At 47.0% G+C, this 18,747-nt stretch carries 18 protein-coding genes; 10 read left to right on the top strand and 8 right to left on the bottom strand.

Annotation, left to right across the window (positions count from 1 at the left end; translation table 11 throughout):
• The first annotated feature begins 77 nt into the window (after positions 1-77).
• From AABA11_RS09840 to AABA11_RS09875, 8 genes are all read left to right on the top strand, one after another.
• Positions 78-812: a pseudouridine synthase gene (locus AABA11_RS09840; protein WP_338267459.1), complete on the top strand. Its 735-nt coding sequence runs from the start codon at positions 78-80 to the stop codon at positions 810-812.
• A gap of 259 nt (positions 813-1,071) precedes the next feature.
• Entirely contained in the window at positions 1,072-2,067 is a 996-nt protein-coding gene (locus AABA11_RS09845; RefSeq protein WP_338267461.1) for an ABC transporter substrate-binding protein, read from the top strand.
• Positions 2,068-2,071: 4 nt separating this feature from the next.
• Positions 2,072-2,878: an ABC transporter ATP-binding protein gene (locus AABA11_RS09850; RefSeq protein ID WP_265728067.1), complete on the top strand. Its 807-nt coding sequence runs from the start codon at positions 2,072-2,074 to the stop codon at positions 2,876-2,878.
• Positions 2,856-3,647, top strand: a complete 792-nt coding sequence (locus AABA11_RS09855) for an ABC transporter permease (RefSeq protein WP_338267465.1) — start codon at positions 2,856-2,858, stop codon at positions 3,645-3,647. The genes AABA11_RS09850 and AABA11_RS09855 overlap by 23 nt, the downstream gene beginning before the upstream one ends.
• A 13-nt stretch (positions 3,648-3,660) precedes the next feature.
• Positions 3,661-4,137, top strand: coding sequence for a nucleoside deaminase (locus tag AABA11_RS09860; protein WP_338267469.1), 477 nt, complete (start codon positions 3,661-3,663; stop codon positions 4,135-4,137).
• A 136-nt stretch (positions 4,138-4,273) separates the two neighbouring features.
• A complete protein-coding gene (locus AABA11_RS09865) occupies positions 4,274-5,260 on the top strand; it encodes an isopenicillin N synthase family dioxygenase (protein WP_338267471.1) in 987 nt (328 codons plus the stop codon).
• 188 nt (positions 5,261-5,448) lie between these two features.
• Positions 5,449-5,628: a type II toxin-antitoxin system HicA family toxin gene (locus AABA11_RS09870; RefSeq protein WP_338267474.1), complete on the top strand. Its 180-nt coding sequence runs from the start codon at positions 5,449-5,451 to the stop codon at positions 5,626-5,628.
• A gap of 43 nt (positions 5,629-5,671) precedes the next feature.
• Positions 5,672-6,079, top strand: coding sequence for a type II toxin-antitoxin system HicB family antitoxin (locus AABA11_RS09875; RefSeq protein ID WP_338267477.1), 408 nt, complete (start codon positions 5,672-5,674; stop codon positions 6,077-6,079).
• 104 nt (positions 6,080-6,183) lie between these two features.
• Here the strand turns inward: AABA11_RS09875 and uraD are convergent, their stop codons facing one another.
• Positions 6,184-6,705, bottom strand: a complete 522-nt coding sequence (uraD, locus tag AABA11_RS09880; protein ID WP_338267479.1) for a 2-oxo-4-hydroxy-4-carboxy-5-ureidoimidazoline decarboxylase — start codon at positions 6,703-6,705, stop codon at positions 6,184-6,186.
• A 164-nt stretch (positions 6,706-6,869) separates the two neighbouring features.
• Between uraD and uraH the strand changes: the two genes are divergently transcribed.
• Positions 6,870-7,241: a hydroxyisourate hydrolase gene (gene uraH, locus AABA11_RS09885; protein ID WP_338267481.1), complete on the top strand. Its 372-nt coding sequence runs from the start codon at positions 6,870-6,872 to the stop codon at positions 7,239-7,241.
• Between the two features lie 254 nt (positions 7,242-7,495).
• Positions 7,496-8,674 (top strand): FAD-dependent urate hydroxylase HpxO, encoded by a 1,179-nt coding sequence (gene hpxO / locus AABA11_RS09890; protein WP_338267484.1) that lies wholly within the window; start codon positions 7,496-7,498, stop codon positions 8,672-8,674.
• Positions 8,675-8,819: 145 nt separating this feature from the next.
• On the opposite strand, the gene AABA11_RS09895 is transcribed toward hpxO, so the two are convergent.
• The 7 genes from AABA11_RS09895 to dgcA form a co-directional block, all read right to left on the bottom strand.
• Positions 8,820-9,902, bottom strand: a complete 1,083-nt coding sequence (locus AABA11_RS09895; RefSeq protein ID WP_338267486.1) for an ABC transporter substrate-binding protein — start codon at positions 9,900-9,902, stop codon at positions 8,820-8,822.
• 143 nt (positions 9,903-10,045) lie between these two features.
• Positions 10,046-12,013: a methyl-accepting chemotaxis protein gene (locus tag AABA11_RS09900; protein WP_265728055.1), complete on the bottom strand. Its 1,968-nt coding sequence runs from the start codon at positions 12,011-12,013 to the stop codon at positions 10,046-10,048.
• A 368-nt stretch (positions 12,014-12,381) separates the two neighbouring features.
• Positions 12,382-12,612, bottom strand: a complete 231-nt coding sequence (locus AABA11_RS09905; protein ID WP_338267490.1) for a hypothetical protein — start codon at positions 12,610-12,612, stop codon at positions 12,382-12,384.
• 73 nt (positions 12,613-12,685) lie between these two features.
• Positions 12,686-13,462, bottom strand: coding sequence for an electron transfer flavoprotein subunit beta (gene etfB, locus AABA11_RS09910; protein WP_338267494.1), 777 nt, complete (start codon positions 13,460-13,462; stop codon positions 12,686-12,688).
• Entirely contained in the window at positions 13,452-14,738 is a 1,287-nt protein-coding gene (gene etfA, locus AABA11_RS09915; RefSeq protein ID WP_338267497.1) for an electron transfer flavoprotein subunit alpha, read from the bottom strand. Before etfA ends, etfB begins: the two co-directional genes overlap by 11 nt.
• Complete coding sequence (locus AABA11_RS09920; RefSeq protein ID WP_338267501.1) at positions 14,738-16,660, bottom strand: (Fe-S)-binding protein; 1,923 nt, start codon at positions 16,658-16,660, stop codon at positions 14,738-14,740. Before AABA11_RS09920 ends, etfA begins: the two co-directional genes overlap by 1 nt.
• Positions 16,661-16,672: 12 nt before the next feature.
• Positions 16,673-18,739, bottom strand: a complete 2,067-nt coding sequence (gene dgcA, locus AABA11_RS09925) for a dimethylglycine demethylation protein DgcA (RefSeq protein WP_338267503.1) — start codon at positions 18,737-18,739, stop codon at positions 16,673-16,675.
• Positions 18,740-18,747 lie beyond the last annotated feature (8 nt).

Here is an 18,747-nt window from a genome sequence, read left to right on the forward strand (position 1 = left end):
TTTTTCACTCAATGTGCAGACAGACGTTTACGACCCTGTATATCTCAGACATTGATAATTTGCTGACAGGCAGGATAATGGCACGCTCTTTCCCATCGCCAGTTTTATTCATCATGCGTCTTGATAAGTTTGTTTGCAAAAGCACAGAATTCACCAAAGCAGAAGCCATCCGCTGCATTCATTCTGGGGAAGTGTCTGTCAATGACCAAACCATCATAGATGAAGCCACTCAGGTTCATGAAAACAATACGGTGTTGCTGCATGGCAAGCCGCTCACCGCCCGCCCATTTCGTTATCTTTTGATGAACAAACCGGCCGGCACCGTCTGTTCGAATATTGATGAAGTGTACCCTTCCTTGTTTCGTTATCTCGATATTGAAAACGTCTCCGAGCTTCATATTGCAGGTCGGTTGGACGCCGACACAACAGGGCTTGTGTTAATTACAGACGATGGACGTTGGTCTTTTGGCATCACTCAACCCACCCGTCACTGCCCAAAAGTGTATAACGTGACCTTATCCAGAGCATTATCTGCCACACAAGCGGACGATATTGCAAAACAGTTTCGCCATGGCATTGCATTACAGGGCGAAGCCAAGCTGACCCGACCGGCCATTCTAGACATCATTTCTGACAAGCAAGTTCGATTGACCATTACTGAAGGTAAGTTTCATCAAGTGAAACGCATGTTTGCTGTCGTGGGCAACCGAGTTGTGGCACTTCATCGTGAAAAAATCGGCGATGTTCGACTCGATGTGGACAGCGGCCAATGGCGATATTTGACCCAAGATGAAATACGGTCTTTTCTCTAACACCGACGCCTTTTTCCAACTGCGGATACTTTTTGCACCATTTTAGAAACGCCCACCGCGCTATTTTTGCGCGCTAAGAAAGCTCAAATTCAAACAGTTGTTTTACCAACCCCTTATCCTTTATTAATTTTTATTTAATAAATTCAATGCGTTAAAAAAATATCGGCAAAAAAATACAAATATGGAACAGTTGTTGCTCTAATTCAACACAGTGAAACAAGCGAATCTTTACTCACTTTCTATTACGCGGAGCCTACTTATGAGAACAGCAACAAAAACAAGCATTCGATTGACTCTTTTAGCCAGTCTTATTTCCAGCACTGCGGCGATGGCGGCAGACAAAGTGACGTTTCAATTGGATTGGCTACCGGGTGGTGATAAAGCGCCTGTTTATGTGGGGATTCAACAAGGCTTCTTTGCAGAAGAAGATTTGGACGTCAAAATTGCCAGCGGTCGCGGCTCCACCGATGCGCTAACCAAAATGGCAACGGGGCAATCGGATATTGGCAGTTCTGATATTGGCGCTTTGATGGCAGCGAAAGCGCAGGACAATGTCCCTGTTGTGGCGGTTTATCCTTACTTTACGCAAGCGCCACACGCGTTTTTCGTACTGAAAAGCAGCGGCATTAAGTCCATTAAAGATTTAAAAGGCAAAAAAGTCGCCACGTCGCCTTTTACCTCTTCTAACGCTTTTTTACCCTTGGTGCTAAAACAAAACGGTCTTAGTGAGAGTGACATCAAACTCGTAAAATCCGATCCAGGTGCGCTCGCACCAATGATGATCACCGGCAGCACAGACGCTATTATTGCATGGGTGACCAACACGGCACTTTATGACGCACAAGCCAAAGGCGCAGGCAAAGAATTGATCGAAATGCCGTGGTCAAACTCTGGCTTATCCTTGTACAGCTCGTCTGTTTTGGCGTCGGAAAAATTCTTAGAAGAACGCCCAGACGTTGCGAAACGCTTTATTAAAGCCTTTGCCAAATCCATTAAATTCACTTACGCGAATCCAGATCAAGCGGGTATCGACCTTCACAAAATGGTGCCTGAAGTGGATGCGACCATTGTCTCTGAGCAAATAAAAAGCATCTATAACTTGGTCTACAACGACGTGACCAACGAGGACGGCTTTGGTAATTTCACCGACAAACGCATTCAAAAAACCTGGGAATACGTGGCAGAAGCCAATGGCTTAGCACTGGATGCTTTAGACCCTGCAACAGCAGTAAACAACCACTTTAAGCCGGAGTAACGGCATGGATAACCAAAAACCAATAGACGACAACGGCAAAGCGGCTTACGTCAGCATGAAGGGCGTAGGTCATAAATTTGACCCTCGTCCAGAAGCCCCCATGGTGGTGCAAGGCATCGATTTAAACATTCACCGTCACGAGTTCGTGGCGGTGGTTGGGCCTTCTGGTTGCGGTAAATCAACGCTACTACGCATGGTCGCAGGCTTATTGATTCCGTCTCATGGTGAAGTGTCCGTATTCAATCTACCCGTCACCGAACCTCGTGATGACGTGGGGATTGTGTTCCAAAAAGCCAATTTACTACCTTGGTTAACAGTCCGTAAAAACGTCTTGTTTCCTCTTAAACACAAATACGGCAGCTATTCCGCCGGCGATGAAAAGCGCGCCAACGAATTGTTAGAAATGGCGGGCTTAACGCAATTTGCCGACAAAATGCCAGACGAGCTGTCTGGCGGCATGCAGCAGCGCGTGGGCATTGTTCGTGCCTTATTACTCAATCCAGACATTTTATTGATGGACGAACCCTTCTCGGCGCTGGATGCCTTAACGCGTGAGCAAATTGGTTTTGATTTGCTCGACATCTGGAAAGAGCATCCGAAAACCGTGTTGTTTATCACCCATTCCATCAGCGAAGCCGTGTTGTTGGCGGATCGCATTTTGGTCATGAGCAAACGCCCCGGCTCGGTGTTGGATTTGATCGAGGTGGATCTCCCTCGCCCTCGTTCATCGAAAACCATTAATTCTCCCCGCTTTGCAGAACTAACCGACAAAATTAGAGGCTACATTTATGAACCCAACGTACCAGCCTAAATCGTGGCTTGCTGAACAAGCGAATCGTTTCGCACCGGCGTTGTTTTTCATCGGCCTTGTGCTGCTTTGGGAATTGGTCTGTCGATTTGGCCATGTACCAAACTACATTCTGCCCTCTCCTTCGGCGATCTTTACGGCGTTTTTTGACGTGGAGTTTTCTCGTTGGCTGACGCACCTTTGGGCTACATTGCGTGTGGCCTTGATGGGCTTTGCGCTGTCTATCATCATCGCGATTCCCTTGTCTATCGGCATGATGCGTTCTGAGCTGATGAACCGCGTTCTGTATCCCGCTTTGATCGTGATTCAGTCAACGCCAGTGGTCGCGGTTGCGCCTTTGATCATCGTCTTACTTGGCACAGACGATCCGTCTCGCGTGCTGATAACCTGCCTGATCACCTTCTTCCCTTTGGTGGTTTCTACAACAACGGGCATGCTGGAAACACCGCCAGAAATGATCGAACTGAGCCAGTCGTTGCGTGCTCCGCGATACCGTGAAACGTGGCAGATCCGCATTCCTTATGCGATTCCTCATATTTTTAGCGGCCTTCGCGTCTCTATCACCTTGGCGATTATCGGTGCCGTGGTGGCGGAATTTGTCGCGGCAGAAGAAGGCTTGGGCTATTTCATCCAGTTCTCCACGTCGTTCTTTAAAATTCCACAAGCATTTGCTGGGCTGATCTTCTTGTCGGTTATTAGCTTGCTCTTGTTTAAATCGATCCAGTGGATTCAGGCGTGGTGGTTTCCGTGGAGCCTTCCTAAAAAGAAATAAAATAGAGACAGATATGACATTAAATACTAAAGACACAGACTTTTTGCGCCAAAGCTTTGCCTTGGCAGAGGAAGCCAAACAACAAGGTATCCACCCGTTTGCGGCGATTTTAGTCGACGATGAAGACAATGTACTAATGACGCAAGTAAACGGCTACTTGCCCGATTTCGATATGACAGGCCACGCCGAGCGCAAGTTAATGACGCGCGCTAGCAAGGCGTATCGTCCTGACTTTCTGGCGAAATGCACCCTGTACGTTTCTGCCGAACCTTGCGCCATGTGCGCAGGTTCCGCTTATTGGGCAGGATTAGGACGCCTTGTGTATGGATTGAGCGAAGACAGCTTGAAAGAGATCACAGGCAATCACCCAGAAAACCCAACCTTGGCGTTGCCTTGTCGCACCGTATTTGCATCGGGGCAACGAAAAGTAGAAGTGATTGGGCCTTGCCTTGAAGAAGAGGCCGCAAAATTGCATGAGGGTGTTTGGTAATATTCATTAAGCAATAGAAAACAATCGGAGTAGAAGCAGTCAGATGTATTTCATAGGAAATACATTCGGTCATTGCTCCATTTTCCACTAGGCAAAAACGCCTAGTTATTTTAAACCTAGGAGAATGGGAGAAACCATGACTGATTCATACTCACTGGAAGAACTGCAACGCGAAACCACTTTTGGCGGAGCTGGTGAAGACACCAACGACCGAGAAATTCGCATCATCGACATGAGCGATTTTGAACATCGCCGAGAAGAAATCACCGAGCAACTTTGGCTCGCGGCCACCGAGATTGGCTTTTTCCAATTAAGTAACCACGGCATCGATCCTGAAGAAATAAAAGCGGCCTTTAAAGAGTCCGAGCGTTTCTTTAACCTTCCAGAAAGCATTAAAAGCAAATACCCAAGACCAAAAAGCGTCAATGCAGGCTGGGAAAGTCGCAGCCAAATTCGCCCTTCTACTGGCACCAAAGATCAAAAAGAATCCTACCAAATCACTCAATACCACATGGATAATTTGTGGCCAACGGAAGAAGAACTGCCAGACTTTCAGGCGAATACGCTGCGTTTTGAAAAACAGTGCTGGGAAGTGGGCATGAAGGTATTATCTTGCTTTGCGGACAAGCTCGGCTTTGATCGAGACTTCTTTAGCAAAGCCCACGACCCACGTAAGCCCGATTATCAAAGCACCTTGCGCTTGTTGCATTATTACGCCACAGAAGGCGTCACCAAACAGGGCAATATGTGGCGTGCTGGCGCTCATACGGATTTCGATTGTTTAACGCTATTGTTCCAACACGAAGGCCACGGCGGCTTACAAGTCTGCCCCGGCGCCGAAGCTGACACTCAACGCTGGACCAGCATTCCGCCCCTTGGCGGCGTAATCACCTGCAACATCGGCGATATGCTCATGCGCTGGAGCGACGATCAGCTAAAATCCAACTTGCACCGTGTTCGTCAACCACGAGTCGGTGAATACTGCGGCAGTCGCCATTCCATCGCTTTCTTTTGCCAAGCCAACAAAACGCAGATCATCCAAGGCCCAGCAAAACGTTACCAACCGATCAGCGCAGCCGACTTTTTAACACAACGCATTCAAGCTAACTTTGTCGATAAATAAGCCTGCTATTTTCATTTCCCACTAAAAAAGCCGCCATCGGCATTTATACATCGATGGTGGTTTTTATATTACTAAGCATTCTAATAAAAATTTACGGACGCACACAGTAAACAAAAAAGATTACTTTTGATTTTACTTAGTAAACATTTTTGATTACTCTATATTCAGTTCATCAGCATGGAGGCAAGATGAAGCAAAGTGAATTCAGACGATACTTGGAAAGAATGGGCGTAGAGGTCAAACAAGGCACAAACCACTTAAAACTCTACTACGAAGACAAGCGATCTGTTATGCCAAGACACCCAAATAAAGAAATTGCAGAAGGCACTAGAAAAGCAATTCTCAAACAACTAGGAATAGACGATTGAAACCTATCTTAAAGGTACTCTTTCCAACAAGCTGGAGAAGAATATGAAATACCCAGTCATTATTGAAAAAGATGGAAATGGCTACAGCGTCAGCTTTCCAGATATCCCTGAGGCACTTACTTGTGCTGACACTTACGAAGAAGCGTTAGCCGAAGCTGCAGACGCCTTGATTACAGCTTTCGAGTTCTATTTTGAAGACGAACGCTCCGTTCCCTTGCCATCTAAAGTAAAAGGTGAATCTGTCAGCGTACCACTTAGTATTTGGAGTAAAGTACTATTGCTAAACACCATGCTTGAAGAGCACGTTTCGCAAGCAGAATTGGCGAAACGTATCGGTAAAAAGAAACAAGAAATGCAAAGAATTATCAACCTTGGTCACAACACAAAAATCGATACATTAGTCGCGGCACTAGAAGCACTAGGGAAAAGAATATCCTTCTCTGTTGTTTGAGCTTATTTTGTTTACCCAAGAAAAAATAGTAAAGATCAAACAACAAACCGCCATCGTTTCTTATAAAGCGATGGCGATTTTTATTTCAACAACGAAGTAATGTTTTACAAATCCGCCAATCTGAACCCTGCAATTTTATGAACTTCGCTCATGGCTCGGTCAAACTCAGTTTGCCAGTCATTGGGGGTTCGTTCGATAAAGCCTGCCAATATTTGCTCTTTGGTCGCGCCTTTCACAGCCATGATGAAGGGAAAACCAAACTTCGCTCGATAGGTATCGTTCAGCTGGAGAAAGTACGCAAGTTCCTCTTCTGAACATTGATCCAGCCCTGCCCCCGATTGCTCTGATGTGGATTCCTGAGTTAGCTCTCCCGCCAAAGCCGCTTTACCAGCAAGGTCTGGGTGGGCACGCAACAAAAGCAATTTTTGCTCTTCTGTACTTTGCTCAACGATCTCAATCATGGCCTCTTTAATCTTCTCAATTTGATCAAAGTAATCACTCGGATATTCCGATTTGTGACGCCAAAGCGCTTCAGCAACCCAAGCAGAATGCTCATAAATACGGCTAAACAACGAGACAAAATCCGCTTCATTCAGTTGACCGAACGCAGCTAACTGATCGCTCATAAGACTTCTCCAAATGTCAGTAACGCCATCGCAAACAGAAACAGATGGCACAAATATTGATAACAATGAAACAACATTTTCAAAAACATGTCACTTCCTACTGCAGCCTTTGCAAAAATTAGGCAAGATAAGACATATATTTAGACATCACATGAGGCAACACAATGGGATATTTAACCACACACATTTTAGACACGACACAAGGCATCGCCGCGGCAGGCGTTGAAATTCATCTTTATCGACATCTCGACAATGGCCAGCGTGAACGCATTCACCGTACTTTTTCAAACGATGACGGACGTTGTGATCAACCGCTGTTAGAAGGAGATCGCTTTACGAATGGGGTTTACGAGCTAGAATTTGTAATTGATGCCTACTTTTCAAAACAGTCCAGCAATGAAGAAAATTCTACTAGCACCGCTCCCCATTTTTTGAATACGGTAGTGATACGTTTCGGTATCAATGACGAGAACGCTCACTATCATATTCCGCTATTGGTATCGCCCTATTCTTACAGCACTTATCGAGGCAGCTAATTTCACCCCGGCAATGTCAGTCACGATACGAGCCGAAATAGCGCAAATATCTAAAAACCGCACCAAGATAAAACAAAACCTGCCCCATCGGTCAAAGAAGTCATTGATAGCTCACTTCTTTGGCCAACCGACTAAGATTCCACATCCCGCTAAAACAAAGGTTTCACAAAATAAATAACAGGTTCGTTTGTTTCATGGCATATTTATTGCGAATGCTCTCTCTTATTAGTCATTAAGAGTCTGAGGAAAACCCTATGAAAGCACTGATTATTGGCGCCGGTATTGGCGGCATGTCTGCTGCGGCAGCCTTAAAACAGCAAGGTATCGAGTGCGATATTTTTGAAGCCGTAAAAGAAATAAAACCCGTTGGTGCGGCGCTTTCTATTTGGTCTAACGGCGTAAAATGCATGAACCATTTGGGCATGGGCAGCATTATGGATGAGCTTGGTGGCCCGATGCACAACATGGCGTACCACGATGGTTTTACTGGCACCGTCATGACGCAATTCAGCCTTGCACCATTAGTGGATGCGGTTGGCGAACGGCCCTGTCCGGTATCACGGGCAGACTTACAAAGCCAAATGATCGATTGGTGGGGACGTGACAAAATCCAATTTGGCAAGCGCATTGAAAAAGTCGAGCAAAGCGAAACGGGCGTTATGGCGTATTTTACGGATGGTACCAGCGCCATTGGCGACTTTATGATCGCGGCCGATGGCACTCACTCTGCTGTGCGAACTCATGTGCTGGGCTATCAAACTGAACGCCGTTACGCTGATTATGTGAATTGGAATGGCTTGGTTGAAATAGATGAAAACATTGCCCCAGCCGACCAATGGACCACCTTTGTTGGTGATGGCAAACGTGTTTCCATCATGCCAATAGCCGATGGACGCTTTTACTTCTTCTTTGATGTGCCATTACCAAAAGGCCTTGAGCAAGATAGAAGCACAGTGATTGCAGACCTAACAGGTTACTTTGCGGGTTGGGCTGAGCCAGTGCAAAAGCTGATTGCCGCTATTAATCCAGAAACCACCAACCGTATTGAGATTCATGACATAGAACCATTCGATACCCTAGTAAAAGGCAACATCGCCCTACTCGGTGATGCAGCTCACAGCACAACGCCAGACATTGGCCAAGGCGGCTGTTCCGCCTTGGAAGACTCTGTGGTGCTTGGTCAATGCTTCGCGGATCAATTCAAAGGGAAAGGCAAAACGGTTTCAGGTGTGCTTGCTGCTTTGAAGCAATACGAAGAAGAGCGCCGTTTTCGCGTCAAAGACCTCGTTTTAAAAGCACGCAAACGCTGCGATGTTACTCATGGTAAAGACATGCAAGAAACCCAAGCGTGGTACGACGAACTAAGACACGAAACGGGTGAAAATATTATTGCAGGATTACGTACTACTATTATTGGCGGGCCATTGGCGTAGACGTTTTCTCGTCTGTTTTATATTGATCTCCCTGTTCCAGCCAGATAAATACGGCAAACAAAAAAGGCGTTCCACCGCATGGTAGAACGCCTTTTTGTTATTCAATAAGTCGCTTTATGCCTACTAAAATAAATGTCAATAACGCTTATAACGCGAGAACGAATGTCCCCTCCGGCGTTACAGGAAGGTATTTCTTATAGAAATCCATATACGCTTGTTCTGGGTTCAGATCGGAGAAAACCTCTGGATACATTGCTTTGGCGTAGAATTGGATCATGGCAGCGTCCAAAATTGTACGACATGCACCGTGGTACGCGCTGTATAAACGATTGTTTTTCACCGCTGAAATAGAAGACCAACCTAAGCGGTCTTTGTAGCCCGCTAGGCGCTTACGAGCTTCTGTTGCGTCTACGCCTTGACCCATAATCATTGAATCTGTGCCTTTACCCGTCTCATAACCCGTAATGACAACGATGTCAGGGTTTGACGCAATGACTTGCTCTGGGTTTAATTTACCCCACCATTCAACAAATGGAGCGGAAATGTTGTCGCCACCCGCCATGGTTGAAATCGCTCCCCACATGTTTTTACCAAAAGTGAAGCCCAGCTCTTGGATACCTGAGGCACCAAATTCTGTGTAAACCTTAGGCTTTGGAAGGTTCGCATCGGCCAATCGTTTGCTGATCGAGTCTACGGTTGCTTTGTATTCCGCGGCGATTTTCGCTGCACGTTTTTCTTGACCTGTGATCACACCAATCAACTCTGTGCTCTTGATGTGGCGTTCTAGCGTCTGTGCGTTGTAATCCACTACAACCACTTTAATACCGGCACTTTCAAGGCGCTCAATATCAGTTGCTAGACCTTTAAACTGCCAATCGGCCAACATCAATACGTCAGGATTCAAACTGATGACTTTTTCTACCGAAAATGTCTGTGTGTCCACTCGACCGATTCCAGGAATATCGTCTAAAGAAGGACGATGTTTTACATACATATCCCAGTTCGCTGAACGCGCCTGCCAAATGTATTTGGACATACCAACAACCTTGTCATAAGCGGCTTCCGTACCGATGGCCATGTAGTCTTCAGGATAGAACCCAACAATGACACGCTGCGCTGGCGCATTAAAAGTAACATCACGTCCCAATACATCTTGGACAGTGACTTGACCAGCCCATGCTGCACTCAAAGAAAAAGTGAACAGAAACATTATGAACGATTTAACCATACTGACACCCTATTAGTAAATTTAGGCGCTCATGATAATCGTTATCACTAAAGTTTAAAATAAAACATTCAAAAAAATGCAAATAAAAAGGCCGCAATAAAAGCGACCTTTTGGATAACTCAATACAGTATGAAAGAAAGCGCTTATTCGGTTCGGAAACGCACCACCATCACATGCAATTGCTTGCTTAATTCGTCTTGTTTACGACACAAGTCAGCCACATCACCCGAAATATCAGACACACGATGCGCCGATTCACTGATTGCATTGATGTTTTCATTCACCCCTTCAGTTACCGCTCTTTGTTCTTCCGCTGATGCTGCTGTTTGCATGGTCATATCACGCATTTGCTTAACAACTTCTTCGATCTGCTCAAAAGACACCAATGCTTGATCGGACAAGTTAATGGCATTTTCAGACTCAGACACACTGGTCATCATCGAATCCGACGCTTGCTTGGTACGATTCGCCAATAAACCCAAGATACTACTGATCTGCTCCGTTGACTCTTGCGTGCGCCCAGCCAAAGTGCGCACTTCATCCGCCACCACCGCAAAGCCTCGACCTTGTTCACCTGCGCGCGCCGCTTCAATGGCGGCGTTTAGCGCCAGTAAGTTTGTTTGCTCTGCAATCGCCTGAATGGTGGATAAAATTTGATTAATATTGACCGTTTCTTTTTGCAATTCGGTAATGATGTTATTGGACTCTTTTAAACGAGCACCTAGGCGATTGACCCCTTCGGCGCTGTTTTTAAGAAGCGTCTTACCTGCAATGGTGGTTTCTAGCCCTTTCTCAGAGAATTGCGCAGAATTCGCGCAGCTTTCTGCGGCCTCGTTGGAGGCGATTAACATCTGCTGCCCTGCTTCGGCAATCAACTCGATAGATTGCAATTGTTTTGTCGCCGACTGAGCCACCTCGCTGGCTTTTGCAGAGGTTTCTGCCGCGATCTTATCGATCTGAATACTGGATGTTTTGATGCCTAGAATCAGTTTTCGAGTGGTCTCTATAAATTGATTAAACCAATTCGACAAACTGCCTGTTTCATCATTGGTTTGAATGTCGATTTGCGACGTCAAATCTCCTTCACCTTCAGCAAGCGTACGCAAATGGTTAGAAACTGATTCAATGGGTGTAATAAAACCTTTCGCCATCAAGTAGGCCACAAAACCAAAAACAATCAAAAGCAACACACAAACAATCGCGGTGGTTTTGACCATTTCAACCGTGCTTAAGTAAATCTCAGACGCAGGCATCAAGCCAACAAACTTCCATTTTAGATTTGGCGAAGTGTAAATATTCGCGTAGTAGTTTTCGCCATCAAGCGAGAAATTCACCACGCCAGCCGATGATTTCGCAATCATCTGATAAGCATCGCCGTCTAATTCACCAATGGGTTTGAAATTATTTTCTGGATGAATGGCATCCACCAAAACGGTTCCCGTGTTCTCGATCACCATGATGCTGCCGGAACTGCCCAGTTTAGTTCGATTAGCCATTTCCGTTAGTGTTTTAATAGACACGTCCACGGCCACCACACCGCCGATTTTATTGCCTTTATTGTAGGTACGCACCGCCGATACATAGACAGCATCATCAGGCTCCCAATAATAAGCATCACGCAATACCACTTCACCCGGTGTTTGCATCGCTCTTGTGTACCAAGCGCGCTGTTTTGGGTGCCATTCATTGTAGCCGTAAGTACCTGGCCATTCTAAATAGCCATCAGCATCATCACCGATGTAAACGTAAACATAGTTGGGATTGTTTTTACCAATGTCTTCAAAAAGGTTAAAAACCCCTTCTTCACGTCCACCATTTTGTTTGGCGACTTTACTCGGGGCTTTGCCTTCTTTTTCATGGTAGGTCGTTAAAGGCTTGGCATTGGGGTCGGACACTAGGTCACTTTCCGCCATGAAGCCGACAACGTATTTAATATCGGTAAGAAATTGGTCAAACGTTTCTTCTACTGCACCTAACGTTTGACCACTGTTTTTAGCAAAGTCTTTCAGAGCTTGGTCAGAAGCAAGGAACCCCGTTATTGCACTAACGACCAAAACAGGCAACACAGTGGCAATTGAAAAAGCAATCAACAGCTTCGTTTTGATTTTCATAAACTTCGTCCAAAATGTCTCAATAGCATGAAAAGCAGTGGTGTAAAAATACTCGTTAAAAAACGATAGTTTTTAATACCATTTACCACTTTTAAACGACTATTAATCAGGGCTTTATACTTCCTTACTTTTTACTTAATTCCATCGATTTAGCTAAAATACTGTATTACTCTTATATTGACTATAGCTAATTTTGAAAAAACATAAGTAAAATTCTACAAGAAAAATGTATTAAAAATGTAGGAGGGAAAAACTAAAAAAACTGACAAAAAGCGCCCACTTAATGTCGTTAAGCGTGCTTTATTACCGTTGAAGAAGAATGGATAAAACAGAAGAAGAACAGACAGATAAATAAACAGTTAAAATAACTAACCAAAAGCGCTCATCACCCGATACACTTCTGGCAACACGGTGGTGTTGTCTTTTTGCATAGACTCGCATAGCTCTTTAATGAAGGGGGTTTGCTCAGGGTATGCTTGCAACCATGCCAACACGGCTTCTTGTACTTCCAGCAAACTCTGCTCGTGTGTGACGGGTGCACCTAGGGCAATAAGTTTTTCTTTAAAATCAACTTCATCAACCAAGTCTACAATCATCATAGCGTATACCTATTCTGCAAAATCTGCTCAAACAACCATCAGCGGGGTAAACAGCTTATACCCAAAACCCTGTTTAGCGCACCACTTTTTCTTCTAATAATAAATCCAAAATCGCTTGTGCCTTTTCAGCTGGCGTTTCGTTCTTCATGATTTTCCCACCACCGCCGACGGGTTTTGCGGTAGCGGCCTTCATTCGGTCTGCGGCGGTCTTGGCCTTCACGACTTTTAATCGTTTAGGGCGCGGTTTTGCGGCACTCATTTCCCATTGGATTGCGGCATCGTCCACAACACTGTCTACGGTTTCTACATGGAGTGTGGCACGCAGGCCCGGACCGAAAGCGGTTTGACGCGCCTCCTGAGCCGCATTGTCGACGCTGGCAATGAATGGCAAAGTCACTCGTACAGAACGTCGTTGACCGCGCGGCAGCGCCAACAGCACTTCGGCTTGGCCATCCTTGATGTGTAGAATTTCAGCCACGCGAGGCACCAATGGCCAACCCAGTGCTTCAGCCAACAAATACGGCAGCATGCCAGAAGATTCACCACTTTCAGATCGCACCCCCGTTAAAACCACGCTGGGCAATTGCGCTTTTAAAAACGACGTCAGTACAGGCAATGCGTCACATTCTTTTCCCTGTGACAAGACCGTCATCGAGGGCAACCCCATTCCTGCGTATTGTCGCAGAACAGGGTCTTGATCCTCCCCTACATGCACAACGGTTAACGCCTCACCCACCAATGAAAGCCCCAATTCAACGGCTCTGCCATCTTGTTCGGCACGACGTGAGCGGCCAGATTGAGGGTGACGACCAATGGATACCAAAGAAACCACATTCACGTTAGGCTGCATCACTTTCCTCCTCTTCCTTTGATAACTCTCGCTGTTGAGCCAATCTGGTTAACTCTGCCAAAATCGCCTCACTGTCTGCAATCACCGCTAAATCAGCCCGTTTCACCATGTCACAGCCTGCATCCGTATTAATAGCAACCACTTTGTCGCACTGACCAATGCCTTGCATGTGTTGAATCGCCCCGGAAATACCCACCGCCAAATACACGCGAGCTGTCACCCACGTACCCGAAGCGCCCACCTGACGCGAACGAGGCATAAAGCCGTCGTCGACCGCCACGCGACTTGCCCCTTCCGTCGCACGCAATGCGGCAGCGGCAGAATGGAATTGATCCCAGTTGTGAATACCATTGCCAGCAGACAAGATAAATTCCGCTTCGGCCAAGGGCACTGCATTCGAATCTACGTCAATTTGCCCCTGATCAATCAGTCGATGGTCCCCTTCTGCCATCGAGACGTCATACTCCAACGCCAATGGCAAAGCTTCATGACGCGTGTCTTCCACTGCATTCGCACATTCTTCCATCAGCATAAGAATACGGGGCGTTGTTCGGCTGATGTCTTGGCTGCCTGACGCGCCTCGGCTTATCGTTTTTTCGCTGGTCACTTGCCACGCTTGTGTCGCCGGTCTTTCACCTAATCGCGCCGCCAAACGGCTGCCCAAATCGCTTCCACCGTGTACGCTATCTGGAAATAACCAATGCATTGGCTGGTAGCTCGTTTCAATTTGCTGCAAGACGGACAGCCTGGCTTCGGGAGCAAACCCTTCAAAGACATTGTCTTCAAGATGAATCACTCGATCCACTCCAGCCAAATCGCATTGCGTTTCTTTGTTCTCTCCAAAACACACCAGCACAACAGCGACTTTGCTTTTCTCTGCAGCCAACTGATGTGCCAAGCCAAGAATGTCTTTGTCATGGCTGGTCAAACGACCACCAATCATGTCACCCACCACCATGATATAGCCTTCTGGATTTTCAACCAGGTGCAGCGGACGTTGTGAGTCTTTCGCGCTCGGCACGCGTTTCTTTCCGCCAATGGCAACAAAAGAGCCATTCGCTCTATCAATGCGTTTTAGGCCATTTGGCCCGATAAAACCTACTACATGAGGATTCTTACGCAGCAAACCCGTTGGGCCACGCACTTCACCACCCTGTTGAGCAGACACCACACTGTCATGCAAAGGGTGCAAACGGTTTCGAGCAATCCACTCGGTTCTTGGGTCTCGTCGAAACACCGAATGTAAAGCATCGTCATTAGAAGAAAAATTACTCATTAGTGCATCTCCTTCAGTTGACCGGCCAAAATCTCAGCAATGTCTTTTACCACCGGACGAGGTTCTACCACGCCTTCCAACATCGCCGTACATTGTTGACACCCTACCGCCACCATCTCAGCACCCGTACTGATCACGTCTTCCATACGCATGTCGGCAATACGGCGTTCGCCCGGTATATCGGTAATTGGCGCACCACCGCCACCGCCACAACAACGTGAGCGATAGCCAGAACGTTCCATTTCAGCGACCTCAATACCCAAGCTCGCCAACAATTCGCGTGGGGCGTCGTATTCGCCATTGTAACGTCCAAGATAACAAGGGTCGTGATACGTCACTTTGCCACCGCTAAAGGCGTCCAATTGCAAACGTCCTTCTTTGATCAAACGATTTAGGAACGTCGTGTGATGCAACACTTCTACGCCATCCAGCGCCGTCGATCCAAAGTCGCCGTATTCATTTTTTAAACAATGAAACGCATGAGGATCGGTTGTCACGATGGTGTTAAAACGGTACTGAGACAAGGTAGCCAAATTGCGCTTTGCCAAGCTTTGGAACGTCGCGTCGTCCCCCAAACGGCGAGCAACATCGCCACTGTCTCGTTCTTCGTCACCCAAAATTGCCACATCCACTTTAGCGGCTTTTAGCAGTGTCACAAAAGAACGCAATATCCGCTGACTGCGCATATCAAACGCACCATCCGAAACCCAAAACAGCACATCCGCTTGCTTTACCTCTTTCATGACATTCAAATTCTGATCAGCCGCCCAGTGAGTGCGACTCGCGGGGGAATAGCCATTGGGATTGTCTGTCGCGATAATATTTTCGAGTACCTGGGCGCCTTTGTTTGGTGTGTCGCCTTTTTCTAGCGTTAAAAAACGACGCATATCCACAATCGCGTCTACGTGCTCGATCATCATCGGGCACTCTTCCACGCACGCTCGACAAGTAGTACACGACCAAAGAGTGTCGGGATTGATCAATCCATTCGTGATAATTTGATCTTTTCCGCCCACGGCGTTACCCACGTCTTGAACACCACCTGAGCCATCAGGATAGGGGCTACCTGCGTATTTTTCGTCCGTGCCGCCCGCAAACCCCACCACCATATCTTGAATGAGTTTTTTAGGATTCAATGGCTGCCCCGCCGCGAACGCAGGACACACCGCTTCGCAACGACCACATTGCACACACGCGTCAAAGCCTAATAACTGATTCCACTTAAAATCCGTTGGTTTTGAAACCCCGTGCACATCGCCACCCAACACAGCAGGCTTTAGACCCGTTGAACGACCGCCACCAAAACGCTCTGGACGACGATGAAACGCAAGATGCAACGCCCCCGCGAAAGCGTGCTTCATTGGCCCGCCCCATGTCATGCCAAACAGCATTTCACCAAGACTCATTAAGATCAAAACGGACAAGACTACAGTAAGCAGCCAACCGCCAAAGCCTTCGGGCAATATGCCCGCCGCTGGCAAGGTCAGTACAAAAAAGGTAATGGAAAACGTCAGCAAGCTTTTTGGCAAACGCATCCACGGCCCTTTTGAAAGGCGTGATGGCGGATTCATTCGGCGCTTATAGACAAATAACGCGCCACAGAACATGATCACCAAAGCCGCCAATAGTGCCCAAGCGAGAATCTCGCTTCTCACCCCAAACAGGTGAACAAATACCACCAGCACCATCGCCAAAACAAAACCACCACCTGTCGCCACGTGGGTACGAGACATATATTTGTCCCGCTCCACCACATGGTGAAGATCATGAAGGTAGCGTTTTGGCATGGCCATTAAGCCCGCCAGAATATCGACATTTTCGGACTGCCCTGCGCGCCATAGATTGATGCGACGAACCGCACCAATCCCAGCCAGCACCAGTAGAACACCAATCAAGGTAGGAGGTAACCAATCAAGAGTCATGATCTATTACTCCTACAAATCCTTGCATAGACGCAAAGCATCATACATAGCCGCATGAACATTACGCTGCGACACACCGTCCCCCAAACGCCACAAGATCATGCCGTCATCAGAACCACCGCTCAGTACAGGTTGAGGCTTGATATCAAACAAGGCTTCATTATCAATTTGGCCTTTATTGCATGAGCTTGGTTTTAGTGCGTAATACAAGTCTTCATTTGGACGCGTGCCGTTTTCGACAACGATCTGATCCACGACGCGCTCTTCTTTTTGTGCGGTGTATTCGTTTTCCAGTACAGCGACCAATTTATCGCCTTCTCGGTAAACCTTATCCAGCAAATAATCCGACGTCATGATGACTTCTTTCTCATACAAAGAACGGTAATAAGTCGGAAAGGTTGTGCCACCAATGCCAACACCCGGTTTGATATCGTCGGTCACCAACTCCACTAACGAACCTTTCGAAGCCAAATAGTCTGCAGCCGACATACCAGAGAATTCACAAATCGTGTCGTAAACCAACACGTTTTTTCCTGGCTCTACTTTGCCACTTAGGATGTCCCAAGTAGATACCACCAAACCTTCTGCTGCGCCCCACTCTGGGTTTTGGTCAATAAATGGACGACCGCCCATCGCCAAAATACACACGTCTGGGTTCAGTTCTTTGATCAACGCTTCGCTGGCCGCTGTGCCTAAACGCACCTCTACACCCAAACGTTCTATTTCCATGACCAACCAACGAGTGATCCCCGCGATTTGATCACGCTGTGGCGCTTTGGCTGCCAAGACTAATTGCCCACCTAACTCGTCGGCTTTGTCAATCAAGGTGACTTTATGACCACGTTCTGCGGCAACACGCGCCGCTTCTAATCCACCAGGGCCACCGCCAACCACCACAACGTGTCGAATCGCGCCGGTGGTTTTTTCAATAATATGAGGCAAGCCCATGTATTCACGAGACGTTGCTGCGTTTTGAATACACAACACATCCAAGCCTTGATACTGACGGTCGATGCAATAGTTTGCGCCCACGCACTGACGAATTTGATCGACCTGATCCATTTTGATCTTGGCGATAAAATGCGGGTCGGCAATATGCGCGCGCGTCATGCCAACAAAATCCACATAACCCGCTTCGATAATGCGTTTCGCCTGATTCGGGTCTTTGATATTTTGCGCGTGAATCACCGGCACATTGACCACTTCTTTTATGCCCGCCGCCAAATACAAGAAAGGTTCAGGCGGATAGCTCATATTCGGAATCACGTTGGCTAAGGTGTTATGCGTGTCGCAACCCGAACCGACGACACCAAAATAGTCCACCATGCCCGTGGCATCGTAATATTGCGCAATTTTCTTCATCTCTTCGTGACCTAAGCCATCAGGATGAAATTCATCACCGGTAATACGCATACCCACAACAAAATCCGGCCCCACTTCGGCACGAACCGCTTTGAGCACTTCCATACCAAACTTCATGCGACCTTCAAACGTCCCGCCCCATTCGTCGGTACGTTTGTTCACTCGTGGTGACCAAAACTGGTCGATCAAATGCTGGTGAACCGCAGACAGCTCGACGCCATCCAAACCACCTTCTTTGGCACGACGCGCCGCTTGGACGAAATCGCCAATAATGCGCCACATTTCTTCCACTTCAATGGTTTTACAAGTCGCACGGTGAACCGGCTCACGAATGCCAGACGGCGACATTAGGTTCGGCCAATTTTCTCCGTCCCAACGAGAGCGACGCCCCATGTGGGTAATTTGAATCATGATCTTGCCGCCATGTTTATGCACGGCATCGGCCAAATTCTGGAAATGCGGAATAATGCGATCGGTTGATAAATTAACCGAGCTCCACCAGCTTTGTGGACTATCAATAGACACCACACTGGAACCACCGCAAATACAAAGCCCACAGCCGCCTTTGGCTTTTTCTTCGTAGTACTTCACATAACGATCGGTTGTCATGCCGCCATCAGTGGCGTATACCTCAGCGTGAGCCGTACTGACAATACGATTGCGAATGGTTAATTTATTAATGTTTAATGGCTCGAACAACGCATCATACTGGGACATAACATCCT

The sequence above is a fragment of the Marinomonas pontica genome (assembly GCF_036322735.1).
Classification (GTDB): Bacteria; Pseudomonadota; Gammaproteobacteria; order Pseudomonadales; family Marinomonadaceae; genus Marinomonas; species Marinomonas pontica.